The sequence below is a fragment of the Streptomyces sp. NPDC059443 genome, from assembly GCF_042750105.1.
Classification (GTDB): Bacteria; Actinomycetota; Actinomycetes; order Streptomycetales; family Streptomycetaceae; genus Streptomyces.
In genome coordinates, this window is the sequence record NZ_JBHYVM010000005.1 from 43546 (window position 1) to 66285 (window position 22740).

Genomic DNA, 22740 nt, shown 5'->3' on the forward strand with positions numbered 1-22740 from the left:
CCGCGCCGTATCCAGGGATCCCCGGTCCCAGGTTCGAGGGGTCTCTCCCGCCCCTGACACCGCGGCGGCAATGTTGGCGGTGCCGGAGCGAACGCCCCGGCACCCACCGCGGCAGAAGGAACAGTCAGCCATGTCCACCACCACCCCCCTCGCCACCACCGCCACCGCCACCGTGAGCGTCGCCGCCACCGCCACCGCCACCGTGAGCGTCGCCGATGCCCGGGTCCACTACGAGCGCACTGGTTCAGGGCCGGCACTCGTCCTCGTCCACGGCACCGGCTCGGGCGGCTCCGCCGTCAACTGGGGCCAGACCCTCCCCCGTTTCACCGCCCGTCACACGGTGATCACCCCCGACCTCTCCGGCACCGACCGCACCACCGACGACGGGGCCCCGCTGACCGTGGAGGGGCTGGCCGCGCAGGTCATCACCGTCATCGAGGACGCGAACGCCGGCCCGGTGGACCTGCTGGGCTTCTCCATGGGCGCGCCGGTGTCCGCAGCCGTCGCCGCTCTGCGCCCCGACCTCGTACGCCGCCTGATCCTGGTCGCCGGATGGGCCCACACCGACGGCGACGAGTACCTGCGCAACCTCTTCACCCTGTGGAAGCAGCTCGGCACCTCCGACCCGGCCGCCTTCGGCCGCTCCGTCGCCATGACCGGCTTCAGCCGCGGCTTCCTCAACGCGATCGGCCGCGACCAGGTGGAACTCCTGATCCCCAACATGCCGCCCACCCCCGGCACCCTGCGCCACGTCGACCTCGACACCCGCATCGACATCCGCGCCCTCCTGCCGCGCATCCAATCCGAGACGCTCGTCATCGGCTGCGCCCAGGACATCACCATCCCGGTGGAGAACAGCCGCGACCTGCACACGAGGATCGCGAACAGCACGTACGCGGAGATCGACGCCGGACACGTCGCGTTCTTCGAGAAGGAGGACGAATTCGTCAAGCTGGTCAGCGAGTTCACCCTCGCCCCGTGATCCCCCACGGAGCACGGGGCGTGAGGCGGCCGAGGCCGTCGGCTCGTCCATCCGTACGCCTCCCCCTGTCATGGCGACCGTGCAAAGGCAACTCTTGGCCTGTCGCGTCGCCATGGAGTCCTTGAGGCCACGCGCGGCAGCCAAGGAGGGCGCCTCACGGTGCGAGATGCGGCCCCTTCAGGACGGTGGCGGTGCTGTCATGCAGCTCGCTCCGCCGGAGCCCCGGCACGTCCTCTACCTGTGAGCCGCCGACCAGGTCCTGCACCAGTTCCGTCATCCGGGTGGAGGGGAAGACCCCCAATTCCCTCCGCAGGAACGACTGGTACTGCTGGTACCGCTTGAGCGCGCTCGCGACGTTCCCCTCGACGATGTACACCTCGATGATGATGCGGTGGGCGGTCTCCCGGATCGGATCGATACCGATGACCGCAAGTGCGGTCTGGAGCGCGGGCAGGTATCCACGATCATCGCCGTCGAAGCCCTCGCCTTAACCGATCAGCCACACCACCTGACCGTGATCGGCCAAGGACCCCGACGGGAGCGTCTGGAACGGCGAGCCATCGAACTCGGGCTCCGGGACCGGGTCCAGTTCGAGCCGTTCCTGACCCGCGCCGAGCTGTGGCGCCGCCTGCCGAACTTCGACGCTTTCGTCTTCACAACCAGAGGTCTGGAGGCTTGCGGGCTCGTCCTCATTAAGGCCCAAGCCCACGGACTTCCGGTCGCCCACTCCGATCTGCCCGATATGAGGGAAATCCTCGGGAGCGCTGGTGCTCCCTACACTCCTGGCGACCGGCGTTCGCTGGCCATGGCGCTAGACGAGATGGGCCGGGACCTCCACCGGCGCAAGGCCCTGACCAGCGCGGCTCTCAATAACGCACGCCGATACGACATCACTACCACCAGCCGCCAGCTTCGCGAACTGACACTCCGCGTTACCCCCTAACCCCACCCTGGTGCTGCTGCCTGCGCCGCCAAGGCGATCCGCTCGCCGGTCGGCCCGCCGTCCCCTGCCTGCGGGGTCAGGTACCGGCCGTGGGCAGGCCGAGGACGGTGTCGCGCTTGTCGTACCAGCGCAAGGAGTTGCGGATGCCCTCTTCGAGGGAGTGCTCGGCCTTCCAGCCGAGGTGTTCCTGGGCGAGGTCGACGCGTGCGTAGGCGCCTGCGGAGTCGCCGGGCCGGCGGCCGGTCTCGATGGTGGTGAGCGGTGTGCCGGTGACCGTGGCGAAGGCGGCGGCGAGTTCGCGGACGGTGGTGCCCTGGCCGGTGCCGAGGTTGATGACGCGGTATGGCTCGGTGTGGGCTACTGGGCGGCCCGAGGCACGTCCGGCGGCTTGGACGCCGCGCAGGCCGCCGTGCACCTCGGGCTCGACGAGGACGCCGCACGCAAGCTGATGGCCCGCTTCGGGCGTTGGAACTCGTACCGCTGACCCGGACGTCCCGGGCGGTTGGCAGCCCGCCAGGGCCGACGTGCGAAGGAGGACTCGGACGGGCTAGCCAGCGTGCCAGGTCGGTCAGGCAAAGTTGTCGGGTGGAATGAGAGCCTCAGGCGCTGGAATCGCCAGCTGTTCTCTCCTGGCCCTTCGGGGGCGTCTGCTCGAAGAGTGCAGTTTGCCGCTCATGGTGCAGGCCTGCCTCCTGCGGCTTGCCCCAGGCCTCAGGATGGAGGTATTTCCCGCGGTCGCCTTCGGACTTTCCTTGCTCGACGATATGGGGATTCGCTCGCGCGTACGGGTCCTGCCGGACGCCGGTCACCTGGCTGTCCGTCGCCGTGTACAGGCCGACCGGGCGTTTGCGGATCCGGTCAGGGGTACCGCGCTGCAGCTGGGGGAAGTGACGCACGCGTCTCCGGGTGCGACTTAGCGCCGTACTTGGCCTGTCTGGCCAAGTACGGCGCTCAGGGCCAGGCCGGGGCAAGGAACCGGTCCGCTGTGGCTGGAAGCGAGGTCGTGGGTAGCGATGGTTAGGTGGTGGGGAGGAGACCGGCGACGAGGGCGGCGAATTCCTTGGGGTCGAGGATACGGATGCCCAGCTCTTCGGCCTTGGTGCGCTTGGATCCGGCCTTCTCGCCCGCCACCAGGAGCGTGGTGCGCTTGGACACCGACGAAGATGCTTTTCCGCCGGCCCGCTCGATCAGCTCGTTCATTTCGTTCCGGGACAGCAGCTCAAGGGGCCCGGTCATGGAACCGGTGACCACGACGGCCTGGCCGGCAAGCGGGCCGTCCGCCGAGTCCCCGCCGTCGTTCGCGTCGGTTGCGGGCTGCTGCGGCTCGGAGACCTGCGTGCCGACCTGCTGGGCCTGGAGCTTGTCGAGGAGCGGGCCGAGTTCGACGAGTTCGGCCGCAATGACGCGGGCCTTCTCGGTGCCGATGCCGTCGACACCGGCCAGCATGTCCGCGTCGGCGGCCCGGATCGCGGCCATCGAGCCGAAGTGCGCGGCAATCCGGCGGGACATCGTGCGTCCGGTGCCGCGGACACCGAGGGCGCAGAACACGCGGCTCAATGCGGCTCCGCGGGCAGTCTCGATCGCGTCCAGGAGGTTGGCTGCGCTGGTCTCGCCCATCCGCTCCAGACCGAGGAGCTGCTCGCGGGTCAGCGTGAACAGGTCGGCGACGTCCTTGACCAGACCTGCCTCCACCAGCTGGATCGCGCGCGTGCCGCCGAGACCTTCGATGTCGAACTGGTCGCGGCCGGCCGCGTAGATCACCGAGGCCACGGCCTGACAGTTGCGGCCGCGCACACACCGCCACCGCTGCTCGGAGGTGTCGATCGCGTCGCCGCAGCGTGGGCACACGTCGGGGAAGACGATCGGGCTCTCGGCACCCGTGCGCTGGTCGACCAGTGGCGCCTCGACCCGGGGGATCACGTCGCCGGCCCGGTAGACGAACACCTGGTCGCCGATCATGAGCCCGCGACGGCTTATATCGGACGGGTTGTGGAGCGTGGCGTAGGTGACCGTCACCCCGTCGATGACCACGGGCTCCAGGACGGCGCGCGGGGCGATGATCCCGGTCCGGCCGACGTTCCACTGCACCGCCCGCAGGCGGGTCACCTTGTGTTCGGCTGCCAGTTTCCGGGCCACCGCCCACCTCGGGGCGCGGGAGCCGTTGCCGGCCTGCCGCTGGTCCTCGGCGGTGTCGGCTTTGACGACGACACCGTCGATCCCGAACGGCAGGTCTGCGCGCAGGCCGGCGATCACGTCGATGCGCTTTTGCACTTGCTCTACGGTCTCGCATCGCATCGGGGCGGCGTCCGTGCTGGCGGCGGTGTTCGCGCCGAGCGCGGCCAGGTTCTCCAGCAGGGCGACGTGGCCGAGGTCGTTCAGGCCGATCGCGCTGTAGGCGAAGAAGGTCAACTCGATCCGGTAGGGGCGGTCCTTGGCCCGCAGGGTCCCGGCCGCTCCACTGCGCGGGTGCGCGAAGGGAGTGGCCTCGTGGGCGAGCCGGATCCGGTTGGCCTCCTCGAACTGCGCGGTCGTCAGCAGCACCTCGCCGCGCAGCTCGACGTCGATCGGCTTCGTGAGATTTGGGGGCAGACCGAGGACGGCGTCGGCGGCGTGGGTGATGTCCTCGCCGGCCAGGCCGTCGCCGCGGGTGAGGACCTGAACGAGCCGGCCACCCCGGTATCGGGCGGCGACCGCGAGGCCGTCGAGTTTCGGCTCCACACACCACCCGGCCACAGGGTGTCCCAGACGCCGTTCCAGCCCATCGGCCCACTCGGCGAGCTCGTCGGCGTCGAAGACGTTGTCGAGGGAGAGCATGGGAACCGAGTGCGGCACGTCACCCTGCACAGCCCCGCCAGCCACCTTCCCGGTCGGCGACTGGGCAAGCACCTCGTCCGGGTGGGCCTCCTCGTAGGCCGCGATGGCGCGGAGCAGCCCGTCGTACTCGTCGTCACCGAGCGCGGTGGTGCCGTCGCCGTAGTACGCGGCCGACGCCACCACCGCGGCGGTCACGGCCTCCGCGTAGGCGGCAGGAGAAAGCAGGGCGATGTTTTCGGTCATGAAGGTCATCATCCTGTCCCCCACTGACAACGCCGCCAGAGCTCGTCTTGCCACAGCACGCAACCGAGCCGCTCTGGGACACAGGGGGAACGGCAACGGCGGTGAGCTAGCCTGCCCGGATGCGTAGACAGTTCACTGGCTGGCCTGAGCAGGCCATGGACGTGTTGTGGCAGCTCCAGGGCGAACCGACCCACGCGACCCGCGAGCGCTGTCGCGCGGACCGCGAACGCCTGGTCCGGCAGCCGATGATCGCCCTGCTCAACGAGGTCGCGGACACCGACCCCCGATACGAGGACTTCTCCGTCTGGCACTACCGCACCGACTCCTGGTGGTGGCAGCACCAGAGCGCGGTGATCCGGATCGACCGCAAGATCGAGATCGGTCTCCGGTTCTCCCTGGACGGCCTTCGGATCCAGGGCGCCTGGTGGTACCCAGATCCCGGCCAGGTGGACAGGTTCCGCAGGGCCGTTGCCTCGGAGGGGAGCGGCCGCGAACTGTCCGCCATCATCGAGGACGTGCGGAAGAAGGGCTACGACATCTCCGGGGACGTGATGAAACGTCCCCCGCGCGGCTATCCGACGGACCACTCCCGTACGAACCTGCTGCGCCACCGTTCTCTGATCGCCGCCCGTCCCCTCGGCTGCGGGGAATGGCTGCACACCCCCGAGGCGGTCGACCGGGTCCTGTCGGCCGCCGCCGACCTGGACGCCCTGATGCTGTGGCTGGTCCGCCACATGAAGCACGCATCCTGACATCACGAGGTCGCCGCGCGGCACGGGAGGGTAGTCGAACGCTCAGCGAGGCCAACCTGACAACCTGTTCCTGAACCACAAAACTGCAGGTCAACCCCTGGAAATCCGAAACGGGAAGTTCGCGGTGGCGTTTGCCGAGGCGTCGCAGTAACCGTGCGGCAGGCTCTGACCGCGCTTCCGTGACGACTACGCCAGAGCTAGGGGTCTTCCACCCAACACGGTCTCTTTCGGATCCGTGTTGGGTGGAGGACGACGGGTTCCTCTGCTGACCAGGCGTTCCACCAGAAGGAAGGCGCCGATGGCGATCACCATGGCACCGCTGATGCGGGTGACGACCCGGGCGGCCGAAGGCCGGGTCTTCAGGACCCTGCGGGCCAGGACACCGACGGCGAGGTAGACGACGGCACACGCAGTCAGGTGCAGCAGGCTGAGCAGCCCGGTCTGCGCAGTGACCGGCCAACCGTCGGCGGAGTCGATGAACTGCGGGAACAGCGCGAAGTACAGCAGCAGCGCCTTCGGGTTCAGGCCGCTGATCCCGGCCCCCTTGAGCATGACCCGTACCTGGCAGACGTCTGCGTACTCTGCAGCGGCCGTCGGTACGGCTGGCTGCCTCAGAACGCTCCAGCCCAGCCACAGCAGGTAACCGGCGCCCGCCACCTCGCAGGAGCGGCCGCGGACAGCTCCGACCAGGAGATCCTCCGCTACGGCTACACCGACGGTCACCTCACGGAGGTAACCAACTCCTGCGGACGGCCCCTGCGCTTCGGCTGCGACGAGTACGGCCGGATCACCTCGTGGACCGACAGCAACGGCAGCCGCTACGACTACGTCTACGACGAGAAGGACCGCTGTACCTATCAGTCCGGCACCAACGGCCACCTCGAATCCCGGTTCACCTGGGACGACACGGACCCCGAAACCGGCCTGCGCACGACAACCCTGACCGATGGCCTCGGCCACACCAAGCGTTTCGTGGTCGACGAGCGTTCCCACGTGGTCGCCGAGATCGACGCCCTGGGTGCGGTGACCCGCTTCGAGTACGACCGCTACAACCGGCTCCTGTCCCGGACGGATCCACTGGGCCACGCCAGCCGCTTCACCTATGACGAGCACGGTCACATGACGGTGTGGGAGCGCCCCGACGGACGTACCGCGCGGGCCGAGTACGACGAGCATGGTCTGCCGACACGCCTGATCCGCACCGACGGAACCGTCCTGCGCCAGAAGTTCGACGAGCGCGGCAACCGCCTGTCGGTGGCCGAGCCCTCCGGAGTGACAACAAAGTTCGCGTACGACGACGCCGGCCGGCTCACCTCGGTGACCGACCCCCTCGGCGCCACCACCCACCTCGTCCTGGACCGCCGGGGCCTGCCCGTCGAGGTCACTGATCCACTGGGTGCCACGACACGCTACGAACACGACGCCTTCGGCCGGACCATCCGCATCACCGACCCCCTCGGCGGCCAGACACGCCTGGAGTGGACGGTCGAGGGCCTCCCGTCCCGGCGCACCGCACCCGACGGCACGGTGGAGTCCTGGACCTACGACGGCGAGGGAATCCGCCTCAGCCACACGGACTCGATGGGCGGCACGACCCACTTCGCGTACACGGACTTCGACCTGCTGACGGCCCGCACAGGTCCCGACGGGATCCGCCACGAGTTCTCCCACGACACCAACCTGCGCCTGACGCAGGTGACCAACGCGCAGGGCCTGACCTGGGCCGCCGGGTGGGAAGGACGACGCCCGGCGGTGCGTTCAGCCAGTGGTCGTACGACGCGGTGGGCCGCAAGACCAAGCTCATCGCGTCGGGGCGCGAGATCGACTTCTCTTGCGACGCCCTGGGCCGCGAGGTAGGGCGCACAGTATCGGACTTCGTGGCACTGTCGTCGTCCTTCGACGAGATGAGCCGCCTGACCGGCCAGGAGATCACCTCCCGGGGCAGGCCCATCCAGCAGCGCGCCTACACCTACGGCCCGGGCGGAGGTCTGCTCGGCATCAGCGACGCACTCTCCGGTCCCCGCGGTTTCGACGTGGACGCGGCCGGCCGAGTCACCGGCGTCCACGCGGACGGTTGGAGTGAGCACTACGCCTATGACGACGCCGGAAACCAGACGGATGCAGCGTGGCCGGCGACGCATCCCTCCCATGCCGCGACCGGCGCACGCACCTATCGAGGCACCCGGATCATCAGCGCGGGCGCTGTCCGCTACGAACACGACGCCCAGGGTCGGATCGTCCTGCGCCAAAAAACCCGGCTCTCCCGCAAACCCGACACCTGGTGCTACGAGTGGAACGCGGAAGACCGTCTGACTGCAGTGACCACCCCCGACGGCACCCTATGGCAGTACACGTACGACCCGCTGGGCCGCCGAATATCCAAACAGTCGCCTTTCGAGACGGTCCACTTCACCTGGGACGGCACGACCCTGTGCGAGCAGACGACCGGGAACCTCGTCTTGACCTGGGACCATGCGGGCCCGCGCCCTCTGTCCCAGACGGAACGCCGCACGGACACCGACGAGGAACGCTTCTTCGCCATCGTCACCGACTTGATCGGCACCCCCGACAGAACTCGTCGATGAACACGGCGAACTCGCGTGGCGCACCCGCACCACCCTGTGGGGCACCACGACGTGGAACCGCGACGCCACGGCGTACACCCCGCTTCGCTTCCCGGGCCAGTACTTCGATCCCGAATCCGGCCTCCACTACAACTACTTCCGCTACTACGACCCGGAATCGGCCCGCTACCTCAGCCAGGACCCCCTCGGCCTCGCCCCGGCCCCCAACCCGGCGGCATACGTCCACGACCCTCTGCTGTGGGCAGACCCCCTCGGGCTTCTGGCCTGCAGGAATAACGAGCCGGACGACCCCACATGGGACGGCAGGGTCGTCTACGGCGAACTCGACTCACTCGGGCGGCCGACAGGAATACACGCCACCCTCGGGGACGACATGATGGGGAAGAACCCCACGGACCCGCACGGCGATCCCCCTGGCTGGGGAAAGACAAGGGATACAACCGGGCCCACCTCCTCGGCGCACAGCTCGGTGGATCAAACTACAATCCGGCGAATTTTGTCACCATGCACTCCTATGCCAACTCCCCCGTCATGCGGCATATCGAAAAACAGGTCAGGGATGCAGTCGAATCCGGGGAAACTATCCAGTACAGCGCCACCCTCCTGATGTAATGGGACCGATAAAATCCCCATAGGGGTGGATATCGAGGCCTATGGCTCGAACGGCTTCACATTCACTGAACACAGAAGTACCGGAATTACCGATTCGGGAAATACTGCATACATACCCAACAAGAAGAGAGGCAGTTGACGGGAGAAAAACCCCACAAGGGCAACCTGTCCCAGCCTTGCCTTCCGGACTTGTAGATACCAGAATAAGGAGAACGCCATGCCCAACGCCCTTGCGCGTCTTCGTGAAATCGCCCCAGCCCCGAGCGAGCCCCGCCAGAAGGACTGGGAGGAGGTCGAACGCACCCTTGGTGTCGAACTTCCCTCCGACTATAAGGAGCTCATCCGTGTCTATGGAGGAAGCAACTGGGACGACTACCTGTACGTCCTTGAGCCCGACTGCCTGAACGATAATTACGACCTCATCGAATGGGCAGAGAACCAGGCCGAAGACCTCGAAGGTCTATGGGAATTCGAGAAGAAGCCAGTAGAGCTCGAACCAGAGGGCTCCCGTGTCCTCCCGTGGGCGACCACGGACAACGGAGAGTGCCTCTACTGGCTCATTCAGCCGGGTCTTGAACCTGACCAGTGGACCGTCATGGTGAACGAGGCGCGCGGCGATCGTTGGGAGCATTTCGACGCCAGCTGTACCCAGTTTCTTGCAGCATCGCTCGATGGACAGCTGCAATCGAATGTCCTCTCATCCCTATTCCCCCTGGCCGCCCATGAATTCCGCCGACTCGGCGCGGTGTGACGGTGTGACACGCTGTAGTACACAAACGGTCCTCGCGGTCTCTCGGGCGGTCGCTGGCCAGGCGGGCGTGTGCGCTGGGTTTAGACATCGTTTCTCATGGCGTGATCGTTCGTTGAACCGTGCATGACAGATCTGGTTGAGCGGCTGGTGCCAGAGAGTTGTGGGTGCTGTTCCGGCGGGTGGTACCGCCGACGGAGGTCATACGTCCTCAGGGCGGCGGCCGACGTCGAGCGGGTGACCGTGAAGCCTTGGCCGCGATGATCTTCGTGGCGACCTCGGGCTGCACCTGGCGGCAGTTCCCGCCGGTGTTCGGCCCGAGTTGGCAGACGGTCTACCGACGTTTCGCCCAGTGGAGCCGGGCCCGGGTCTGGGCCCGGCTCCATCACATCATCCTCGACGAACTCGGCGCCCGCGGGGAACTGGACTGGTCGCGCTGCGCGATCGACTCTGTCAGCATGCGGGCTGCAAAAGGGGGCCTCTGACAGGACCGAATCCGACCGATCGAGGCAAGTTGGGATCCAAGATCCATCTGCTCACCGACCGGAACGGATTGCTGCTGTCGGTGGGTATCTCCGGTGCGAACATGCATGACAGTCAAGGTCTTGAACCGCTCGTGCGGGGCACCCCGCCGATCCGCTCACGCCGCGGCCCACGGCGGCGACGGCCGGCGAAACTACATGCCGACAAGGGCTACGACTCCGATCACCTGCGTCGATGGCTCCGCAAGCGCGGCATCCGCCACCCCATCGCCCGTAAAGGGATCGAGTCCTCACAGCGGCTCGGCCGCCACCGTTGGGTTGTTGAGAGGACTGTGTCCTGGCTCGCCGGCTGCCGTCGGTTCCACCGCCGCTACGAGCGCAAGGCTGAGCACTTTCTCGCCTTCGCCGGCATAGCCGCAGCCCTCATCTGTCATCGCAGACTCGTCCGTGTGGACGGGCAGGAACAGTCAGCGTGAGGCCCCGACACTGGTGACCCAGACACCGAACGGCCTGATCTCCGGCTCGGTCGCGGTCTTCATCGAGAGGCTCTGCACGTCGTCCAGATCCGACCAGGCGATGGAGCCTGGCTCGCTGACGGCCAGAAAGCACTCGACGACCGGACCCCAACCGATCGCCCGCTCCGTGAACGCGGAGCGGGGCTTCGACCACGACGTCCTCGATCCCGTCGACCATCGCCGGACCTTCCTCGACCTCGTCGAGGAACTCCGGGGCCGGCTCCGCGACGAGCAGCAGATCGCCGGACAACTCACCCTGTCCGTTCGGTATGCAGACCGTTTCACCAGCTCGCGCAGCCGTACCCTGGCCGAGCCGCGCCCGGGCGCGCTACGGGCCCGGCACCATCCGGCCAGCCACCCTCGCCGTCATGGGCAGCCGAGCCCTGCACGGCGTACCCGGGAAGGGGTGATTTGTAGGGGCGATCGACTTCAGCAATCGAGCCCGCATCTCAGCAGTAGACGAGCAGTCGACGGTCTACTTGAGCAGATAGCGAGCTGTGTCGTTGGCTGGGTGTGTACTGGTGCCCGACCTGTTGCGACCTGGAGGTACCCGATGGCCCGCCTGTACGTACGTTCCGGCCTTGACCCCGACGAACCGGACGTGCCCGTCGCCGTCCTCGTCGTTGATCCCGAGGGCACTCCCGGGGAGCGCGCCGTGGCCCGGCTCGACACCTACTGCCACGAGGTGAACGGGTGGGCCTGCCTGTTGCAGACCGACGGTTGGGTCGAGCACGCACGCGACGGCGGCCAACTGGCGGTCGCCGTCGCCCTCTACCCGGGCACATTGCTCGCGGTCCGCGTGGACCCCGCCGACTTCACCGACCGGTCGGCCGTCGACCCGGAGGCCGTGGTGGTCCTGCGTGCGCAGACAGCAGCCGCTCCGGATGCCTCCGTACGACTGTCCGATGGGACCGCCGTCTTCACCACCAGTCTGGACATTCCACTGGACGAGTTGATCGCGACCTACGACAACTGGCCGATGGTGCTCGCGCCCCCGCCCGAGGAACCCTACGACGACGAGGAGGACGACGCTCCGTCGGAGGAGTGGGAGAGGCGGACTTCAACGGCTACCGGGACGGTCAAGTAGTTCAACACCGAGAAGGGTTTTGGATTCGGCCGACTGGTGAGCCGAAAAAGCAACGCTAAGCTGTGCGGCAGCCTGATCTGAACGACCTATACGAAGAGCAGATCCAACAGTGGGATAGCTTCGTCGTATACGCACGCGTGTAACGGGAGTGGCGGACGACGTCCGGCCCAGGAGAGGTTGGCAGCGGCCATGAAAATTCCCCGCACGGCCCATTCCGACCAGCCGTGGCGGATCCACGAGTTCACCAGCGACTTTCGGACCGAGGACGTGTGGTCCTTCCGCACTCCCGGTGCCGGCCCGGACGACTTTCCCGTCATACTCGCCGCGATGCAGACAGCCGACGGATTCGTCAAGCAGCCCCGTGCAGTCCGGTTCCTGTTCGCGGCGCGCTGGAAGTTAGGTGCCCTCCTCGGTTGGGACAAGCCCAAGACGAGCCTCGGGAAGCGGGTTCAACCACTGCATGACCGCCTGCCAGGCGATCTCCGTGAGACCGTCGACGTCTCCGACACCAGCGGCGCCCCGTTCACCCCCGTATACCTGCTCCACAACGAGTCCGTCCGCGAACTGGCGAACAAGACCTGCCACGCCGTCATGCACCTGGGGTGGGTGCCTACCGGAGGCGGCGAATACGAACTGCGGATGGCGATCCTGGTCAAGCCCAACGGCCGGTTCGGACGGGTGTACATGGCTCTCATCGCACCGTTCCGCTACCTGATCGTCTACCCCGCGATCACCCGGCAGTGGGAGCAAGCCTGGCGGGACCGCGAGCATCCGCCCACCGCGAACGTCGCTCCTCGACCGTAGTCGCTGCGAGCGTCGACACCATTCGTGGCCTCGCCATGGAGAGTCCCGGCCGCCAGCACCCAGCCCCGGCCACCGTCATGCGCATGCTGCGCGAACACGACGAGCAGACAGCCACAGCCCCTCTGGAGCCCATGGCCTGACCTGGGGGCTCAGTCCTCAGCGTTGTTCCTTCGGCAAGAAGTACTGAGACCCCAACCCGGGAACCGTCAGCCTGAGCCGCTGCTCAAGCGCCGGTGCGGCAGAGCTGTCGGGGTGTACTCAACTGCCGCAATGTCCCAGGTCGGAGTGCTCAAGTACCTCGGATTCCTACTTGATGGTCGGAGGCCACTTCGGTTCCGCAATCACCCCGTATCTCAGCAGTGCATCAGCAATGGCGGGTGGTTCAGTACTCCGATTCGGCCCAGTCGGTGAGCCTGATCTTGACCTGGTGGTTGTGGTCCGCATGCCAGACGACCTCGCCGGTGGGCAGCCGCCAGACGGTCCGCCCGTTCCCGCTCGGCGCTCCATTCGGCTTCCAGATGGTTCAGGCGTACCTCCAAATCGGCGATGCGATGCTGGCGATCCAGTAAGGCGTCAACCAACACATCGCCCTGGACCGTGGAGCGACGCGAGACCCTCTCTGCGTCGGCAAGCTGCTGTTCCAGTACCTCCATGGCGTGCTTCGGTGCCACGAGGGCAAGCAGGAGCCCAGCGACGCACCCTCGGAGCAGGTCCTCCAAAGGCCCGCTCGGCATGGGGAGTACCTCCCTTCCTCCTGCAGCCCGCTGAGGGGGAAGGCCGCCAGGGCACGGCGGAGCAGCTCATCGCCTCCAGCGCGGCGCCGCCACCCGCTCCGCCGCGAAGGTGCCGTATTCCAGAACCTCGTCGGCCAGCTCGAACTGCTGCTTCCTGCTCGCGGGGCCACCCCGGGCGACCAGAGTTCCGGCGGGCTGCTGTTGGGCAGGTGGATCGGCTGGCCGTCGGCGGCCCGGGCGCCGAGCAGGGTGTAGGTGAGGCCCGGCCACGCGGCCGCTGGGGGCCGGGGTCTCGTCGGGGCGGGCGGGTGCCCCAGCACGCGGTCGTGGTGCATGAACCATCCCGATCAGCCAGAGTCAGCGGTGCCCGTTCCTCTGGTTCATGTACGTCTGCTTCCTTCGGATCGACGCCGCGCTCACCGCCCGGATCGAGAACATCGGCTACACCGACGGCCACCGCACCATCCGGGTCCGGATCAAGGGAGGGAAGTGAGCGACGAAGGCCCTCCCGCCACCGTTGTACGCGGTCATCACGGACCTGATCGGCGGCCGCACCGAGGGCTTCGTCTTCACCACCAGCACCGGCCGCCCCCTGGACCAGCCCTCGGTATGGCGCACCCCTGCGCAAGCTCGCCGAGCGCGCCGGTCTCCCCCAGGCGGACCGGATCCGCCCCCACTCCATCAAGCACACAGTGATCGAGCACGCCTTCGACCGCCCCGGCGCCAAGGCCGACCGCATCCAGGAAGCCGCCGACCACCGCGACCCCCGCACCACCATGCGCTACCACCAACGCCGCAAGCGCCTGGACCACAGCCCCGTGTACGACATGGCCACAGCCACCGCCGACGCCCTCGACCACCAACAAGCCCCCGGTGCCACACCCGGCTCGCCCACCGGCTCCTAGAACTCCCCGCCCTGGTGCGGTGGTTGTCACTCTGCGCGGGGGAGTCATTACCGGCCGCCCTCGTTCAGGCACTGCCAGAAGATGACGGCGTGCCAGGTGCCGTCTCGCCGGCGCGGGCCGAGGAGCACTGGCCCCAGCTCGCCCGCGTCCAGGTGCGCTTGCGCTCAGGATTCGCCTACGTGGCAGGGGAACTGCCGGGCGAGGGGGAACCGCGCCGCTATGCCGCCTGCGCTTCACCGGCGTCCTGCACACCTGGGGCTTCGCCCTCTACCTCGGTGACCAGCCGGCCTGACCAGCACCCCTTCACGAACTCACGCGAAGGAGGACTACCGCGCATCGAAGGCAACCCAGGTGTTCCCCGGCAGCTCGGGCTTCCCAGGCACCGGTCGCCGCTCCTCGGTCCAGGCCTCGCCCGCGACTTCGGAAGCGACGTGACGCCAGAAGCGTGCCGCGCCCACGTTCTCCTCTTGAAAAGCGATCTCCCATCGGCCGGGGTGCGCGGCCAGGACGGCCTGCACCGCTCGCAACCCGAGGCCCGACCGGCGTGCCCCACGCACCACGAAGAAGCTGTTCAGCACGTGCGCATCGCCGTCCAGCGCGCGTACGAACGCAAAGCCGACCGGCCGGTCGCCGGACCATACGAGATAAGCCGACCAGGTGGGATCGCCGATAGCCGACTCCAGCCACTCGCGGCGGTACGTTCCGTCCGGGTTCGGCAGGACGCCCCAGAACTCCGACAGGTCGTGCAGGAAAAGCGGCCAGAGTCGCTCCAGGACGTCGCGGTCCTCGGCGCCCGCTCTGCGGACAACAAAGTCTGCCATCTGATCCTCCTCAAGAACGCGAGAAGCCTTCCGGTACACCGGAAGGCTTCGAACTATCGAGCGGAACTTATCGTGGCTACGGCCTGGACACACAGCTCGCAGATCCAGGCCGCGCGGACGGTGTCTGCGTCGGCACCATCACGTTCAGCCGACGTAACGGACGCACGGAGGTCCACCTGCACCTCTCCACGAACCAACGCGGCACAGCACCCCACACCCTGGAACTGCTGGCCCTGCGGCGGCTGCCGACGCAGCGGCGATCGCTGGTGATCGCTGGTGATCGCGCCGAGCATGGGCGCGGTCCACCCTCAGACACGGGGCCGGCAGCCCGACGTCAAGTACGGCCTGAAGCCGGCGACGCCGGGCTGACGCCAGTGCCGCCGGCCTGACATCAGGGCCGCGGGCCCGACGCCTGGACTGCGGGCCCGACCTCAGACGCGTACGCGGTCCAGCGCGGGCAGGAACTGGTCGTAGAAGCCAGCCTTGAGCCGGAGCGCCCGCTCCTCCATCTCCTTGAAGGAGTCCGCCGATTCCTCACGGGCGAGGAGTTCGGTCACCCGCGTGGCCAGGCGGTCGGAGTGGGTACCGGACAGCAGGGACACCGTCGCGAGCGAGTGCATCTTCGCGTCGTGGACGAGGTGCGGGTGGTAGAAGCGCGAATGGTTCTGGCCGTCGCGCGTGAGCAACGGTCCCATTCGCTCCCACAGCCGTCCGTACTCGACGGAGACCAGGACCTCGCCCCAGAACCGCAGGATGGTCAGCAGCCGGAGGTCGGCGTCGTCGTTGCCGCCCGCGTCCGCGATCAGTTCGAGAGTCTCCTCGATGACGCGCCGCGTCGCGGCCGACGGCCTCGACGCCACCACGGCCTCCCTGGATACGCCGAGCCGGCGCATGTCCTCCGTCATCTCCTCGCGGTGCGAGGGTGAGTGACCCTGGGCGTCCGGGTACTCCTCGCGCAGGATGATCCGGGCGATCCGCAGCCCCTCCTCGTCACGCAGCAGGTCGATCGCCAGGTCGTAGGACGGGGTGAACGCGAGCGACACGAAGCGCCGCTGGAGCAGGAGTGCGGCGAAGTCCTCGTCCGGCAGCCGGGTGATGTCCGCCAGTACCGGATGCTCCTTGAACCGCTCGATCAGCTTGTCCTCGAACTCGTCCAGATCGTGCATGGCCGTACCCTTCCGTGGATCACCAACTGATATTCCTGAGCGACTCGCGCCAGTCGGGCAGGGCCACGTCGTGGCCGATGTCCCACAGCGTGTCCAGTTCCCGTTGTACCTGCCGGCCCATCGTGGTGGCAGCGCCATCGATCTCCGTCTGGACGGACTCGACAGCGAGTTGGCGGTGCAGGAACGAACTGACCAGAAAGCGCTCATCGACCTTGTACACGGCGATGGACGGCAGGGAGTTGTACACCCGGACCCGGAGCAGCTCCCGGCCCTCCGCGCCGACCACCCTGTGGAGCTCCGCGAGGCCGGCCAGGCACATCTCCACCCGCGCCTTCACATCCACCGCGAAGGCAGGATCCCGTACCGTCCGCAGCGCCTCGTCGCGCAGTCCCGCCACGGGAGACGACGGGTGCAGCAGCAGGATGCGCACCGGGATCCCCCGGTCGACGAGCGCTTTCTCCAGTGACGGCTGGAGCTGCTCCAGGTTGGGCATCCAGGTCTGCAGGATCACCACCTCCTGCTCGGCGGCCTCCACGAACCCGTTGAACTCCATGTCGGGGAATTGCCCGTGTACTCGGATCACACCGAGGTAGTTCTCCTGCTTGAGCTGCTGTGCGACGGTGTCGATGTCCAGCTTGGAGAGCTGCGCCTGGAAGTTCCGGTCCAGCCTGGCGACTTGGGCCTGGACGGTGCCATCCAGTGCGGCGACCTGTGCCTGGACGTCGTCGAGCTTCCTCAGGCGGTCGAGCTCCAGCAGGAGGAACACGGTGACCGTGCTCAGGATGAGTAGCGTGACCTTCGGCAGCGCACCCCCGGGAGCCAGTGCGTCGAGCCACCCGAAGAGGTCCGCGAGCAGCACCACGACGCCCGATGCGGCCATCAGGGCCAACGAGATCCGTTCGACCCGATAGCGAATGTCGCCGCTCATGCCACTCCAACCCCCGGCCCGCGCTGGTCGGTGACGACGCTATACCCCGACCCGGCTATCCAGGGGAGTTCAATCCAAGTGCGTCAACTTCTGCTGTGCCGACGGGAGTTAGCATACTCGAAGCATCCCGGCACCGCCGGGCGGAGGGAAGGGGTCAGTCGGCCCCGGCCCCGTCACAGGTCCCCGCTCGGCCGCGCGCCAGAGCAGCTCCAGTACCCTGTCCAGTCCCCTCGGCCGCCGCTCGACGGGCAGGTGCTCGACCAGTTCGACCCGGCATCCCAGCTCCGCGACTGTAGGACCGGCCCCCACTGCCTGCGGCACCGTGATCCAGAGCCGCCGTGCTTTCGCATGTACATCGCCTGTGACAGCGGTGTACTGAACATGTCACAGGGTTCCTATCGCCAGGTGCGATTGCTTCCCCCGGAGCCCCATCGGTGGAATGTTTGCGGGCCGGAGCGGCCGCAGCAGGCCGCAGGGAGGGATCGGGGTGGACACCTTGGCACGCCAACAACACCGCACGGGCAACGGCAGAACCGCCGGCAGGGCCCGCAGAATCGGCAACACCGGCGCGAACGGCGCAACGCCGCACCGCTGGGCGGCGGTGACCGCCACGGCGATCACCCTTGCCGCATCACTGACCCTTGGCGCCGCAGGAGACGCGGGGGCGGTAGGGGACCACCCGATCGTCTTCGCCCGCTACACCGCGGCAGCGCCCACGGAAGACCTCTACGCGATCTCCCCCAGCGGCGGCACGCCCGTTAAACTCACCCACACCTCCACCGTCAGCGACGTGATGCCCAGTTGGTCCCCGGACGGTAAGCGGGTGGCCTTCGTCCGCTACGGATCGGGTGGCGCCATCGACGGCATCTGGACGATGAAGACCACGGGCGACGACCTGAAAGAGGTCCCCGGCACCAAGGGCGCCTCCGACCCGGCGTGGTCCCCGGACGGCAAGCGGATCGCCTACGCCAAGCCGGTCGGCGCCCAGCACGAGATCTATGTGGCCGACATCGACGGCACTCCCGCCATCCGGCTCACCTACACCGCGGCGGACGACCTCCATCCGACGTGGTCTCCGGACGGCAAGTACCTGGCGTTCAGCCGCGCGGACGCGGGCGGAAACAGCAGGGTGATGCGGATCCGGCTGTCCACCCTGGCCGAGACGGCGGTCACCGGCCCCAGCTCCCACGACTGGACGCCCGACTGGTCGCACAGCGACCGGATCGCCTTCAGCCGCGTGGACTCCTCCGGCTTCGCCCACCTCTACCTCGTCCGCCCCGACGGCACCGGACTTCACCCCATCACCGCGGCCCCTTTCAACGACAAGAACCCCTCCTGGTCCCCGGACGGACGCCGCCTGGTCTTCACCAGAGGCGGTGGGGACGACGCGGACCCCGAACACCTCTACCTGGTACGGGCCGACGGCACCGCACTGACCCAGCTCACCAAGGCCGACTCCCACGACCTGGAGGCTGACTGGCGCCCCTAAGATCATCCCGTGGCGGGTTTCTGGCGCATCTGGGTCATGCCCCGTCTACGGATGCTCCTGATGACCGGGAGGGTCCGCGAACACGCCATCGGTCTCTACGTACTCGGCGACACGGTCGGCCAGGACATCGCTAGGCTGGACTCCGCCAAGCAGTTCACCGCCACGCTGCTGGACGTGAAGGTGGAGCCCTCCAGCACCCGCGGGGTCCTGGTCCTGCGCAACACCTCGGGCGAGCTCGAACAGCCGAACCGGACGGACCGCGGCGACTCCGAGGCCGGCCGGACGATGATCGGACGCGCCCGAGCGCTGATCGGCCACCGCGTACGGGTGGTCGCAAGCCGGCCTCCCGGAGTCCGGCGCGGTCTCCGTACGACAGCTGGCCACCGCCCTGGCCCGGCTCCCGCAGGCGGACGCGTAGCCCGCGGACGCATGGCCTGCACGCCGCCCGTACCGGGCATGATCCGCCCGCGCGGAGACTCCCCGTAACTCCCCGTACCAGCGCATCGAGGAGGTCTCGGTCAACCAGGGCGACAGGAACGGGGAGATGCTGCCGCACGGGCATCTGAAGGTGGACCGGTCGGTGATGTTCGGCTTCACCGACGCCGTGGAGCTGACCGCGACCAGTCAGGACACCAACATCCTGGACGCGCTAGCTGATCTGCCAAGAGCGAAGGCGTTCGGCGATCGCGTAGGTGTCGTGGCGCAGGGCTCGGACCTCGTTGATCAGATCGCGCCACGGCTCGTAGGAGGTGTCGACGCGTTTCCCCGACGCCTCCAGGTAGGCGATGGTGACGCCGTAGCCGTAGGCCTCGTTGCGCGCGGGTAGCGGGCGCAGGAGTACGCACTCCTCCAGGAAGACCGCAGCGCGCCAGAAGGCGTCGGGGTCCGCCTGGTCGAGGCGTGGGGTGTTGACCCGGTGTCGGGCGGCCATGCCGACGAGCACGGAGAGGTCGTTGACGGTGAGGTCGGAGCGGAGGATGTCCTCCTGGCGGTCCAGGAGCCATCGGTAGTCGACGAGCAGTTCCACGAGGTCAGGCCGCCCGCGGGGTGTGGTGGGCGGTGGCCGGCGGCAGCCCGCCGAAGTCGGCGTCGAAGCGGTCGAGGATCCCGGGCGCGGTGATGGCGCGCCGGAAGGCGGCTGTGGCCGTGTCGAGCTGCTGCTCGTGCTCCTTCTCCGTGGCGACCTTGGCGAGGTAGTCCTTCATGGACATGCCGGCCCCGTCGGCCAAGGCCTTGAGGCGGTCGCGGGTCGTGTCATCGACTTTCACGCTGGTATCGGCCATAGGCCGAGTATGCCGCCCGGCATACCGAGCTGGCTACCCATCGCAGGGGTACCCATCTGACCTGCACATTTATACCCGCGGTCAGCCTCTGCGGCGGAGTTCCACCGAGAGCCGGCCCCGACGTCCGCGACGTCGGAGCCGGAGGAAGAGACCGGCCGGTCCCGAACGTTGCCGGTTTCGTTCGTCCAGCAGCTCGTCGTGGCTCAACCATACTGGACCGGTGCGGCGCAGCGGGACGCGTAGGAGACTGCGGAGCTGTTCCGGGTCTTCCAGCGCAGGATCCTTGAGCTCCTCTTGCGCGATCCACGCTCCGTGGGAGGAAGGAGCACCGCCGACGATCGCGCCGACCCGCCGGAAGGCGGCTTCGGCGCTGCCGATGATGCGCTCGGCGAGTGCGGTGGTGAGCAGCGCGGTGATCTGCTGGTCCGTTGCTTCAGCGGGCAGGTCGCCCCGCTTGATCAGCTGGTCGCGCAGCGAGCTCCTCGCCCGGATCGGCCCCGGAGCGGCGGTCAGTTACTGGGGCCGCGCGATCGCCTCCCCGCTCAGGCCCACCACCCCGGACAAGAGCGGCTGGTCCGAGACCGGCGGTTACTACCTCGACACCGCCCTGATCCCGGTCTTCGCCGAAGCCCTCGACCGGGTGGCCCGCCACCCGCTCACCCAGGGGTGACCCGGTCCCGCAGGTGCCCGCACTCCGAGCACGTAAGGGTTGTCCTGTAACTGGGCGGCGCCCCTTGCCGATCCCGGATCGGACCGTGTCAGTGGCTGGTGACAGGATCGAGGGGTGCTGATCAAGGGATATGACGTCGGCCCGTTGGTGCCGGGCGAGTCACTGCTGCTCCACCCGGGCTTCTGGTCGAACTACCTCTTGGCGATGTGCAGCGACGGGGGATGCGCCGAGCGCCCGGTTCCGGAGTGGTTCGGTGAGGACGGCGCCGATGCCGATTCCCTGTCCGAGGTCCTCTTCGCTCCTGAACGATGGCCAGTGTTCAGGGTGCGGGCAGAAGACGGCCCCGGAGCCGTGGTGATCTACCGCAACCTGGAGGGCGATTACGGCACCGACTACCTCCTCACCCATCCAGGCAGAAGCTACGTCGAGCAGATCGCCAGCGGGGACGGAGACTTCTCGGGCAGTGGGCTGACATGGCACGAGCTGACCCGGATCGCTGACAGTCCGTCACTTGCGGCCGAAGGCGTCCACGACACGGCAACCCGCTTCCTGCTGCTGCTTCCCCTCCTTACCGACCCGGACGTACCGGAAACGGCATCGGCAAGGCTTATCGCCGCCCTGACCGTAGTCGGCGCGCCGCAAGACACGGCCTCCATCGCGGCAGAGCACCTGTTGGCCCACCTCACGAGGAGGTCCAGACACGACCCCACGTGGGCGTCTCCGCTGAGCGGCGGCTGAGAGGCGGGCCGAGCCGCCAGTCATTCCAAGAGGGCGCAGGCGAAGTCCTCCTGGACGGTGCGGAGCCGGGCGAGCAGGGCCGGCTTGATGCTCTTGCTGGTCTGGGTGTTGATGGAGAACGTGAGGGAGCGCCTGCCGTCGGGGGTGGCCGCGGCGAACTGGGTGTAGCCGGGGGTGTTTCCGGTGTGCCCGTAGAGCACACCGCAGCGCGTGGTGTACTGGAAGATCGCCAGTCCGGCGGCGTTGGTGCCGGGGCCGGCGGGCTCGGAGGAGTCGCCGGGCCGGAAGCCGAGCTGTTCCTTGCGGGTCTCCGCCGACAGCAGGGCGGGGCCGCCGTACCCGCGGATGAAGGCACCCAGGTCCCTGGGGGTCGAGACGATGCCGCCGGAGGCCCAGGCCCCCGAGGCGCTGATGGCCTCGCTGATGTCCTCCGGCTCGTTCGGCGGGGTGACGTCGTAGCCGTGCAGGAACGGGCGCGGTAGGAGGTAGCCCGAGGGCAGGCCGGTTCGGCGCAGCCCCAGGGGGCGGTACACGAACTCCTGCAGGAGTTCCTCGTACCGGCGGCCGGTGACGGCCTCGGCCATCAGAGCGACGGCGATGTTGTCGGAGTTGGAGTACTCGTAGAGGGTGCCGGGGCGGAAGAGCAGCGGCTCGTCCGCCACGAAGTCGAGGAGCTTGCGGGAGTCGAAGACGTGGCGGGGGTCGGCCCGGATGATCCTCTGGAACTCGGGAGAGCCGGAGAAGTCGGGCAGGCCACTGGTGTGCTGCAAGAGCTGACGCAGTGTCACCGCATGCCAGGCCGCGGGCTGGGCGGGCAGGCGGGTGCCGATGCTGTCGTCGAGGGAGAGCAGCCCCTGGTCGACCAGCCGGAGGGCGACGGCCCCGCTGAACGCCTTCGCGATGCTGGCGATGCGCATGTGGTCGTCGGGGCGCGGCGGGCGGCCGGTGGCAAGATCCCCGACCCCGGCGGTGTAGACCTGCGCACGGTCACCGCGGGTGAGTACGGCGATCGCCCCGGGCGGGCCGTCGTCCTGGGCGACGAGCCGGTCGAGCTGCCGTTGCAGGCGCTGCTCTGCGGCGTCGGAGCCGCCGCCGGCAGCCTGGGCGGGCGGAAGGAGCGCGCCGAGCACGGCGGCGGTCAGGGCGGTGACGGACAGTCCGGCGCGGAAGCGGCGTACGGAGGCGGGGGTAGGCACGTGTGTCTCCCTGTGTGCGGTGGGGCGGCCGGCCGTGAACGTCCGGCCGGTGCTGCCTGCCTAACACCCGGCACGTCGGCCCGGACGCACGGCGCGTGCGACGGCGGCCGGTCGGCGGACACGCATCCCCTTCACCGGGCGTGTTGCGGACGGGCGCGGGCCCCGCGCGGCTTGGGGCCTGTTCGGGCTGTGACGTGAGGAGGCGCGCGGCGGGGCCGGCGGCTAGTTGAGGAGGGGGGCGCT

General features: G+C 68.2%; 24 protein-coding genes and 3 pseudogenes. 15 read left to right on the forward strand and 12 right to left on the reverse strand.

Going from position 1 to position 22740, the window contains the following annotated elements; all coding sequences use genetic code 11:
- Nucleotides 1–130 precede the first annotated feature (130 nt).
- On the forward strand, nt 131–982 hold the full coding sequence (locus ACFXDJ_RS06150) for an alpha/beta fold hydrolase (RefSeq protein WP_384653455.1): 852 nt from the start codon (nt 131–133) through the stop codon (nt 980–982).
- A 154-nt stretch (nt 983–1136) separates the two neighbouring features.
- Here the strand turns inward: ACFXDJ_RS06150 and ACFXDJ_RS06155 are convergent, their stop codons facing one another.
- Entirely contained in the window at nt 1137–1436 is a 300-nt protein-coding gene (locus tag ACFXDJ_RS06155; RefSeq protein WP_384848325.1) for a bacterial transcriptional activator domain-containing protein, read from the reverse strand.
- Here ACFXDJ_RS06155 and ACFXDJ_RS06160 point away from each other — a divergent pair.
- Nucleotides 1374–1925 carry a glycosyltransferase gene (locus ACFXDJ_RS06160; RefSeq protein WP_384653453.1) on the forward strand — a complete coding sequence of 184 codons (552 nt, stop codon included), beginning with the start codon at nt 1374–1376 and terminating at the stop codon, nt 1923–1925. The genes ACFXDJ_RS06155 and ACFXDJ_RS06160 overlap by 63 nt on opposite strands.
- 76 nt (nt 1926–2001) lie before the next feature.
- On the opposite strand, the gene ACFXDJ_RS06165 is transcribed toward ACFXDJ_RS06160, so the two are convergent.
- The 3 genes from ACFXDJ_RS06165 to ligA form a co-directional block, all read right to left on the reverse strand.
- Nucleotides 2002–2340, reverse strand: coding sequence for a hypothetical protein (locus tag ACFXDJ_RS06165; RefSeq protein WP_384653451.1), 339 nt, complete (start codon nt 2338–2340; stop codon nt 2002–2004).
- Between the two features lie 184 nt (nt 2341–2524).
- Nucleotides 2525–2821, reverse strand: a complete 297-nt coding sequence (locus ACFXDJ_RS06170; protein ID WP_384653449.1) for a hypothetical protein — start codon at nt 2819–2821, stop codon at nt 2525–2527.
- 121 nt (nt 2822–2942) lie between these two features.
- On the reverse strand, nt 2943–4991 hold the full coding sequence (ligA, locus tag ACFXDJ_RS06175) for an NAD-dependent DNA ligase LigA (RefSeq protein ID WP_384847987.1): 2049 nt from the start codon (nt 4989–4991) through the stop codon (nt 2943–2945).
- Between the two features lie 110 nt (nt 4992–5101).
- Here ligA and ACFXDJ_RS06180 point away from each other — a divergent pair, with 110 nt between their 5' ends.
- Nucleotides 5102–5734, forward strand: a complete 633-nt coding sequence (locus tag ACFXDJ_RS06180) for a DUF2461 family protein (RefSeq protein ID WP_384653840.1) — start codon at nt 5102–5104, stop codon at nt 5732–5734.
- Nucleotides 5735–5920: 186 nt separating this feature from the next.
- On the opposite strand, the gene ACFXDJ_RS06185 is transcribed toward ACFXDJ_RS06180, so the two are convergent.
- Complete coding sequence (locus tag ACFXDJ_RS06185) at nt 5921–6457, reverse strand: LysE family translocator (protein WP_384848328.1); 537 nt, start codon at nt 6455–6457, stop codon at nt 5921–5923.
- Here ACFXDJ_RS06185 and ACFXDJ_RS06190 point away from each other — a divergent pair.
- From ACFXDJ_RS06190 to ACFXDJ_RS06220, 7 genes and pseudogenes are all read left to right on the forward strand, one after another.
- A pseudogene (locus ACFXDJ_RS06190) lies at nt 6383–8587 on the forward strand (RHS repeat-associated core domain-containing protein); the annotation flags it as partial. The gene ACFXDJ_RS06185 and the pseudogene ACFXDJ_RS06190 sit on opposite strands and share 75 nt — an antisense overlap.
- A 26-nt stretch (nt 8588–8613) precedes the next feature.
- Nucleotides 8614–8931: a DNA/RNA non-specific endonuclease gene (locus ACFXDJ_RS06195; RefSeq protein ID WP_384653883.1), complete on the forward strand. Its 318-nt coding sequence runs from the start codon at nt 8614–8616 to the stop codon at nt 8929–8931.
- Nucleotides 8932–9148: 217 nt separating this feature from the next.
- Nucleotides 9149–9682, forward strand: coding sequence for an SMI1/KNR4 family protein (locus ACFXDJ_RS06200; protein ID WP_384653842.1), 534 nt, complete (start codon nt 9149–9151; stop codon nt 9680–9682).
- A 158-nt stretch (nt 9683–9840) separates the two neighbouring features.
- Nucleotides 9841–10637, forward strand: a protein-coding gene (locus ACFXDJ_RS06205) for an IS5 family transposase (RefSeq protein ID WP_384653844.1) whose coding sequence is annotated in 2 segments (ribosomal slippage) — nt 9841–10159 and nt 10159–10637 — 798 coding nt in all. Because the reading frame shifts where the segments join, the coding sequence is not laid out codon by codon here.
- A gap of 100 nt (nt 10638–10737) precedes the next feature.
- A pseudogene (locus tag ACFXDJ_RS06210) lies at nt 10738–10932 on the forward strand (hypothetical protein); the annotation flags it as partial.
- Nucleotides 10933–11229: 297 nt separating this feature from the next.
- The gene (locus tag ACFXDJ_RS06215; protein ID WP_384653885.1) at nt 11230–11763 is read left to right on the forward strand and encodes a hypothetical protein; all 534 of its coding nucleotides are present in this window, start codon (nt 11230–11232) and stop codon (nt 11761–11763) included.
- A gap of 189 nt (nt 11764–11952) precedes the next feature.
- Nucleotides 11953–12567 (forward strand): DUF2867 domain-containing protein, encoded by a 615-nt coding sequence (locus ACFXDJ_RS06220; protein WP_384653846.1) that lies wholly within the window; start codon nt 11953–11955, stop codon nt 12565–12567.
- A gap of 464 nt (nt 12568–13031) precedes the next feature.
- Here ACFXDJ_RS06220 and ACFXDJ_RS06225 read toward each other — a convergent pair.
- Nucleotides 13032–13235 (reverse strand): annotated as a pseudogene (locus tag ACFXDJ_RS06225) (response regulator); the annotation flags it as partial.
- A 758-nt stretch (nt 13236–13993) separates the two neighbouring features.
- On the opposite strand from ACFXDJ_RS06225, the gene ACFXDJ_RS06230 reads away from it, so the two are divergent.
- Entirely contained in the window at nt 13994–14206 is a 213-nt protein-coding gene (locus ACFXDJ_RS06230) for a hypothetical protein (RefSeq protein WP_384653848.1), read from the forward strand.
- A gap of 326 nt (nt 14207–14532) precedes the next feature.
- Here the strand turns inward: ACFXDJ_RS06230 and ACFXDJ_RS06235 are convergent, their stop codons facing one another.
- The 3 genes from ACFXDJ_RS06235 to ACFXDJ_RS06245 all read right to left on the reverse strand — a co-directional run bounded on the left by ACFXDJ_RS06235 (nt 14533) and on the right by ACFXDJ_RS06245 (nt 17121).
- Nucleotides 14533–15027 (reverse strand): GNAT family N-acetyltransferase, encoded by a 495-nt coding sequence (locus ACFXDJ_RS06235; RefSeq protein ID WP_384653850.1) that lies wholly within the window; start codon nt 15025–15027, stop codon nt 14533–14535.
- A 431-nt stretch (nt 15028–15458) separates the two neighbouring features.
- Nucleotides 15459–16193 (reverse strand): hypothetical protein, encoded by a 735-nt coding sequence (locus ACFXDJ_RS06240; RefSeq protein WP_384653852.1) that lies wholly within the window; start codon nt 16191–16193, stop codon nt 15459–15461.
- 19 nt (nt 16194–16212) lie between these two features.
- Entirely contained in the window at nt 16213–17121 is a 909-nt protein-coding gene (locus ACFXDJ_RS06245) for a hypothetical protein (RefSeq protein ID WP_384653854.1), read from the reverse strand.
- A gap of 487 nt (nt 17122–17608) precedes the next feature.
- Between ACFXDJ_RS06245 and ACFXDJ_RS06250 the strand changes: the two genes are divergently transcribed.
- The gene (locus ACFXDJ_RS06250; RefSeq protein ID WP_384653856.1) at nt 17609–18610 is read left to right on the forward strand and encodes a hypothetical protein; all 1002 of its coding nucleotides are present in this window, start codon (nt 17609–17611) and stop codon (nt 18608–18610) included.
- A 9-nt stretch (nt 18611–18619) separates the two neighbouring features.
- Nucleotides 18620–19096 (forward strand): hypothetical protein, encoded by a 477-nt coding sequence (locus ACFXDJ_RS06255; RefSeq protein ID WP_384847990.1) that lies wholly within the window; start codon nt 18620–18622, stop codon nt 19094–19096.
- Nucleotides 19097–19259: 163 nt separating this feature from the next.
- Here ACFXDJ_RS06255 and ACFXDJ_RS06260 read toward each other — a convergent pair whose 3' ends face one another.
- A complete protein-coding gene (locus ACFXDJ_RS06260; protein ID WP_384653860.1) occupies nt 19260–19637 on the reverse strand; it encodes a toxin Doc in 378 nt (125 codons plus the stop codon).
- 4 nt (nt 19638–19641) lie between these two features.
- On the reverse strand, nt 19642–19893 hold the full coding sequence (locus ACFXDJ_RS06265; protein WP_384653862.1) for an antitoxin MazE7: 252 nt from the start codon (nt 19891–19893) through the stop codon (nt 19642–19644).
- A 454-nt stretch (nt 19894–20347) separates the two neighbouring features.
- Here ACFXDJ_RS06265 and ACFXDJ_RS06270 point away from each other — a divergent pair, with 454 nt between their 5' ends.
- Nucleotides 20348–20563, forward strand: a complete 216-nt coding sequence (locus ACFXDJ_RS06270; RefSeq protein ID WP_384653864.1) for a hypothetical protein — start codon at nt 20348–20350, stop codon at nt 20561–20563.
- 114 nt (nt 20564–20677) lie between these two features.
- Nucleotides 20678–21301, forward strand: coding sequence for a hypothetical protein (locus tag ACFXDJ_RS06275; protein WP_384653866.1), 624 nt, complete (start codon nt 20678–20680; stop codon nt 21299–21301).
- A gap of 20 nt (nt 21302–21321) precedes the next feature.
- On the opposite strand, the gene ACFXDJ_RS06280 is transcribed toward ACFXDJ_RS06275, so the two are convergent.
- A complete protein-coding gene (locus ACFXDJ_RS06280) occupies nt 21322–22497 on the reverse strand; it encodes a serine hydrolase domain-containing protein (RefSeq protein WP_384653868.1) in 1176 nt (391 codons plus the stop codon).
- Nucleotides 22498–22740: the final 243 nt, after the last annotated feature.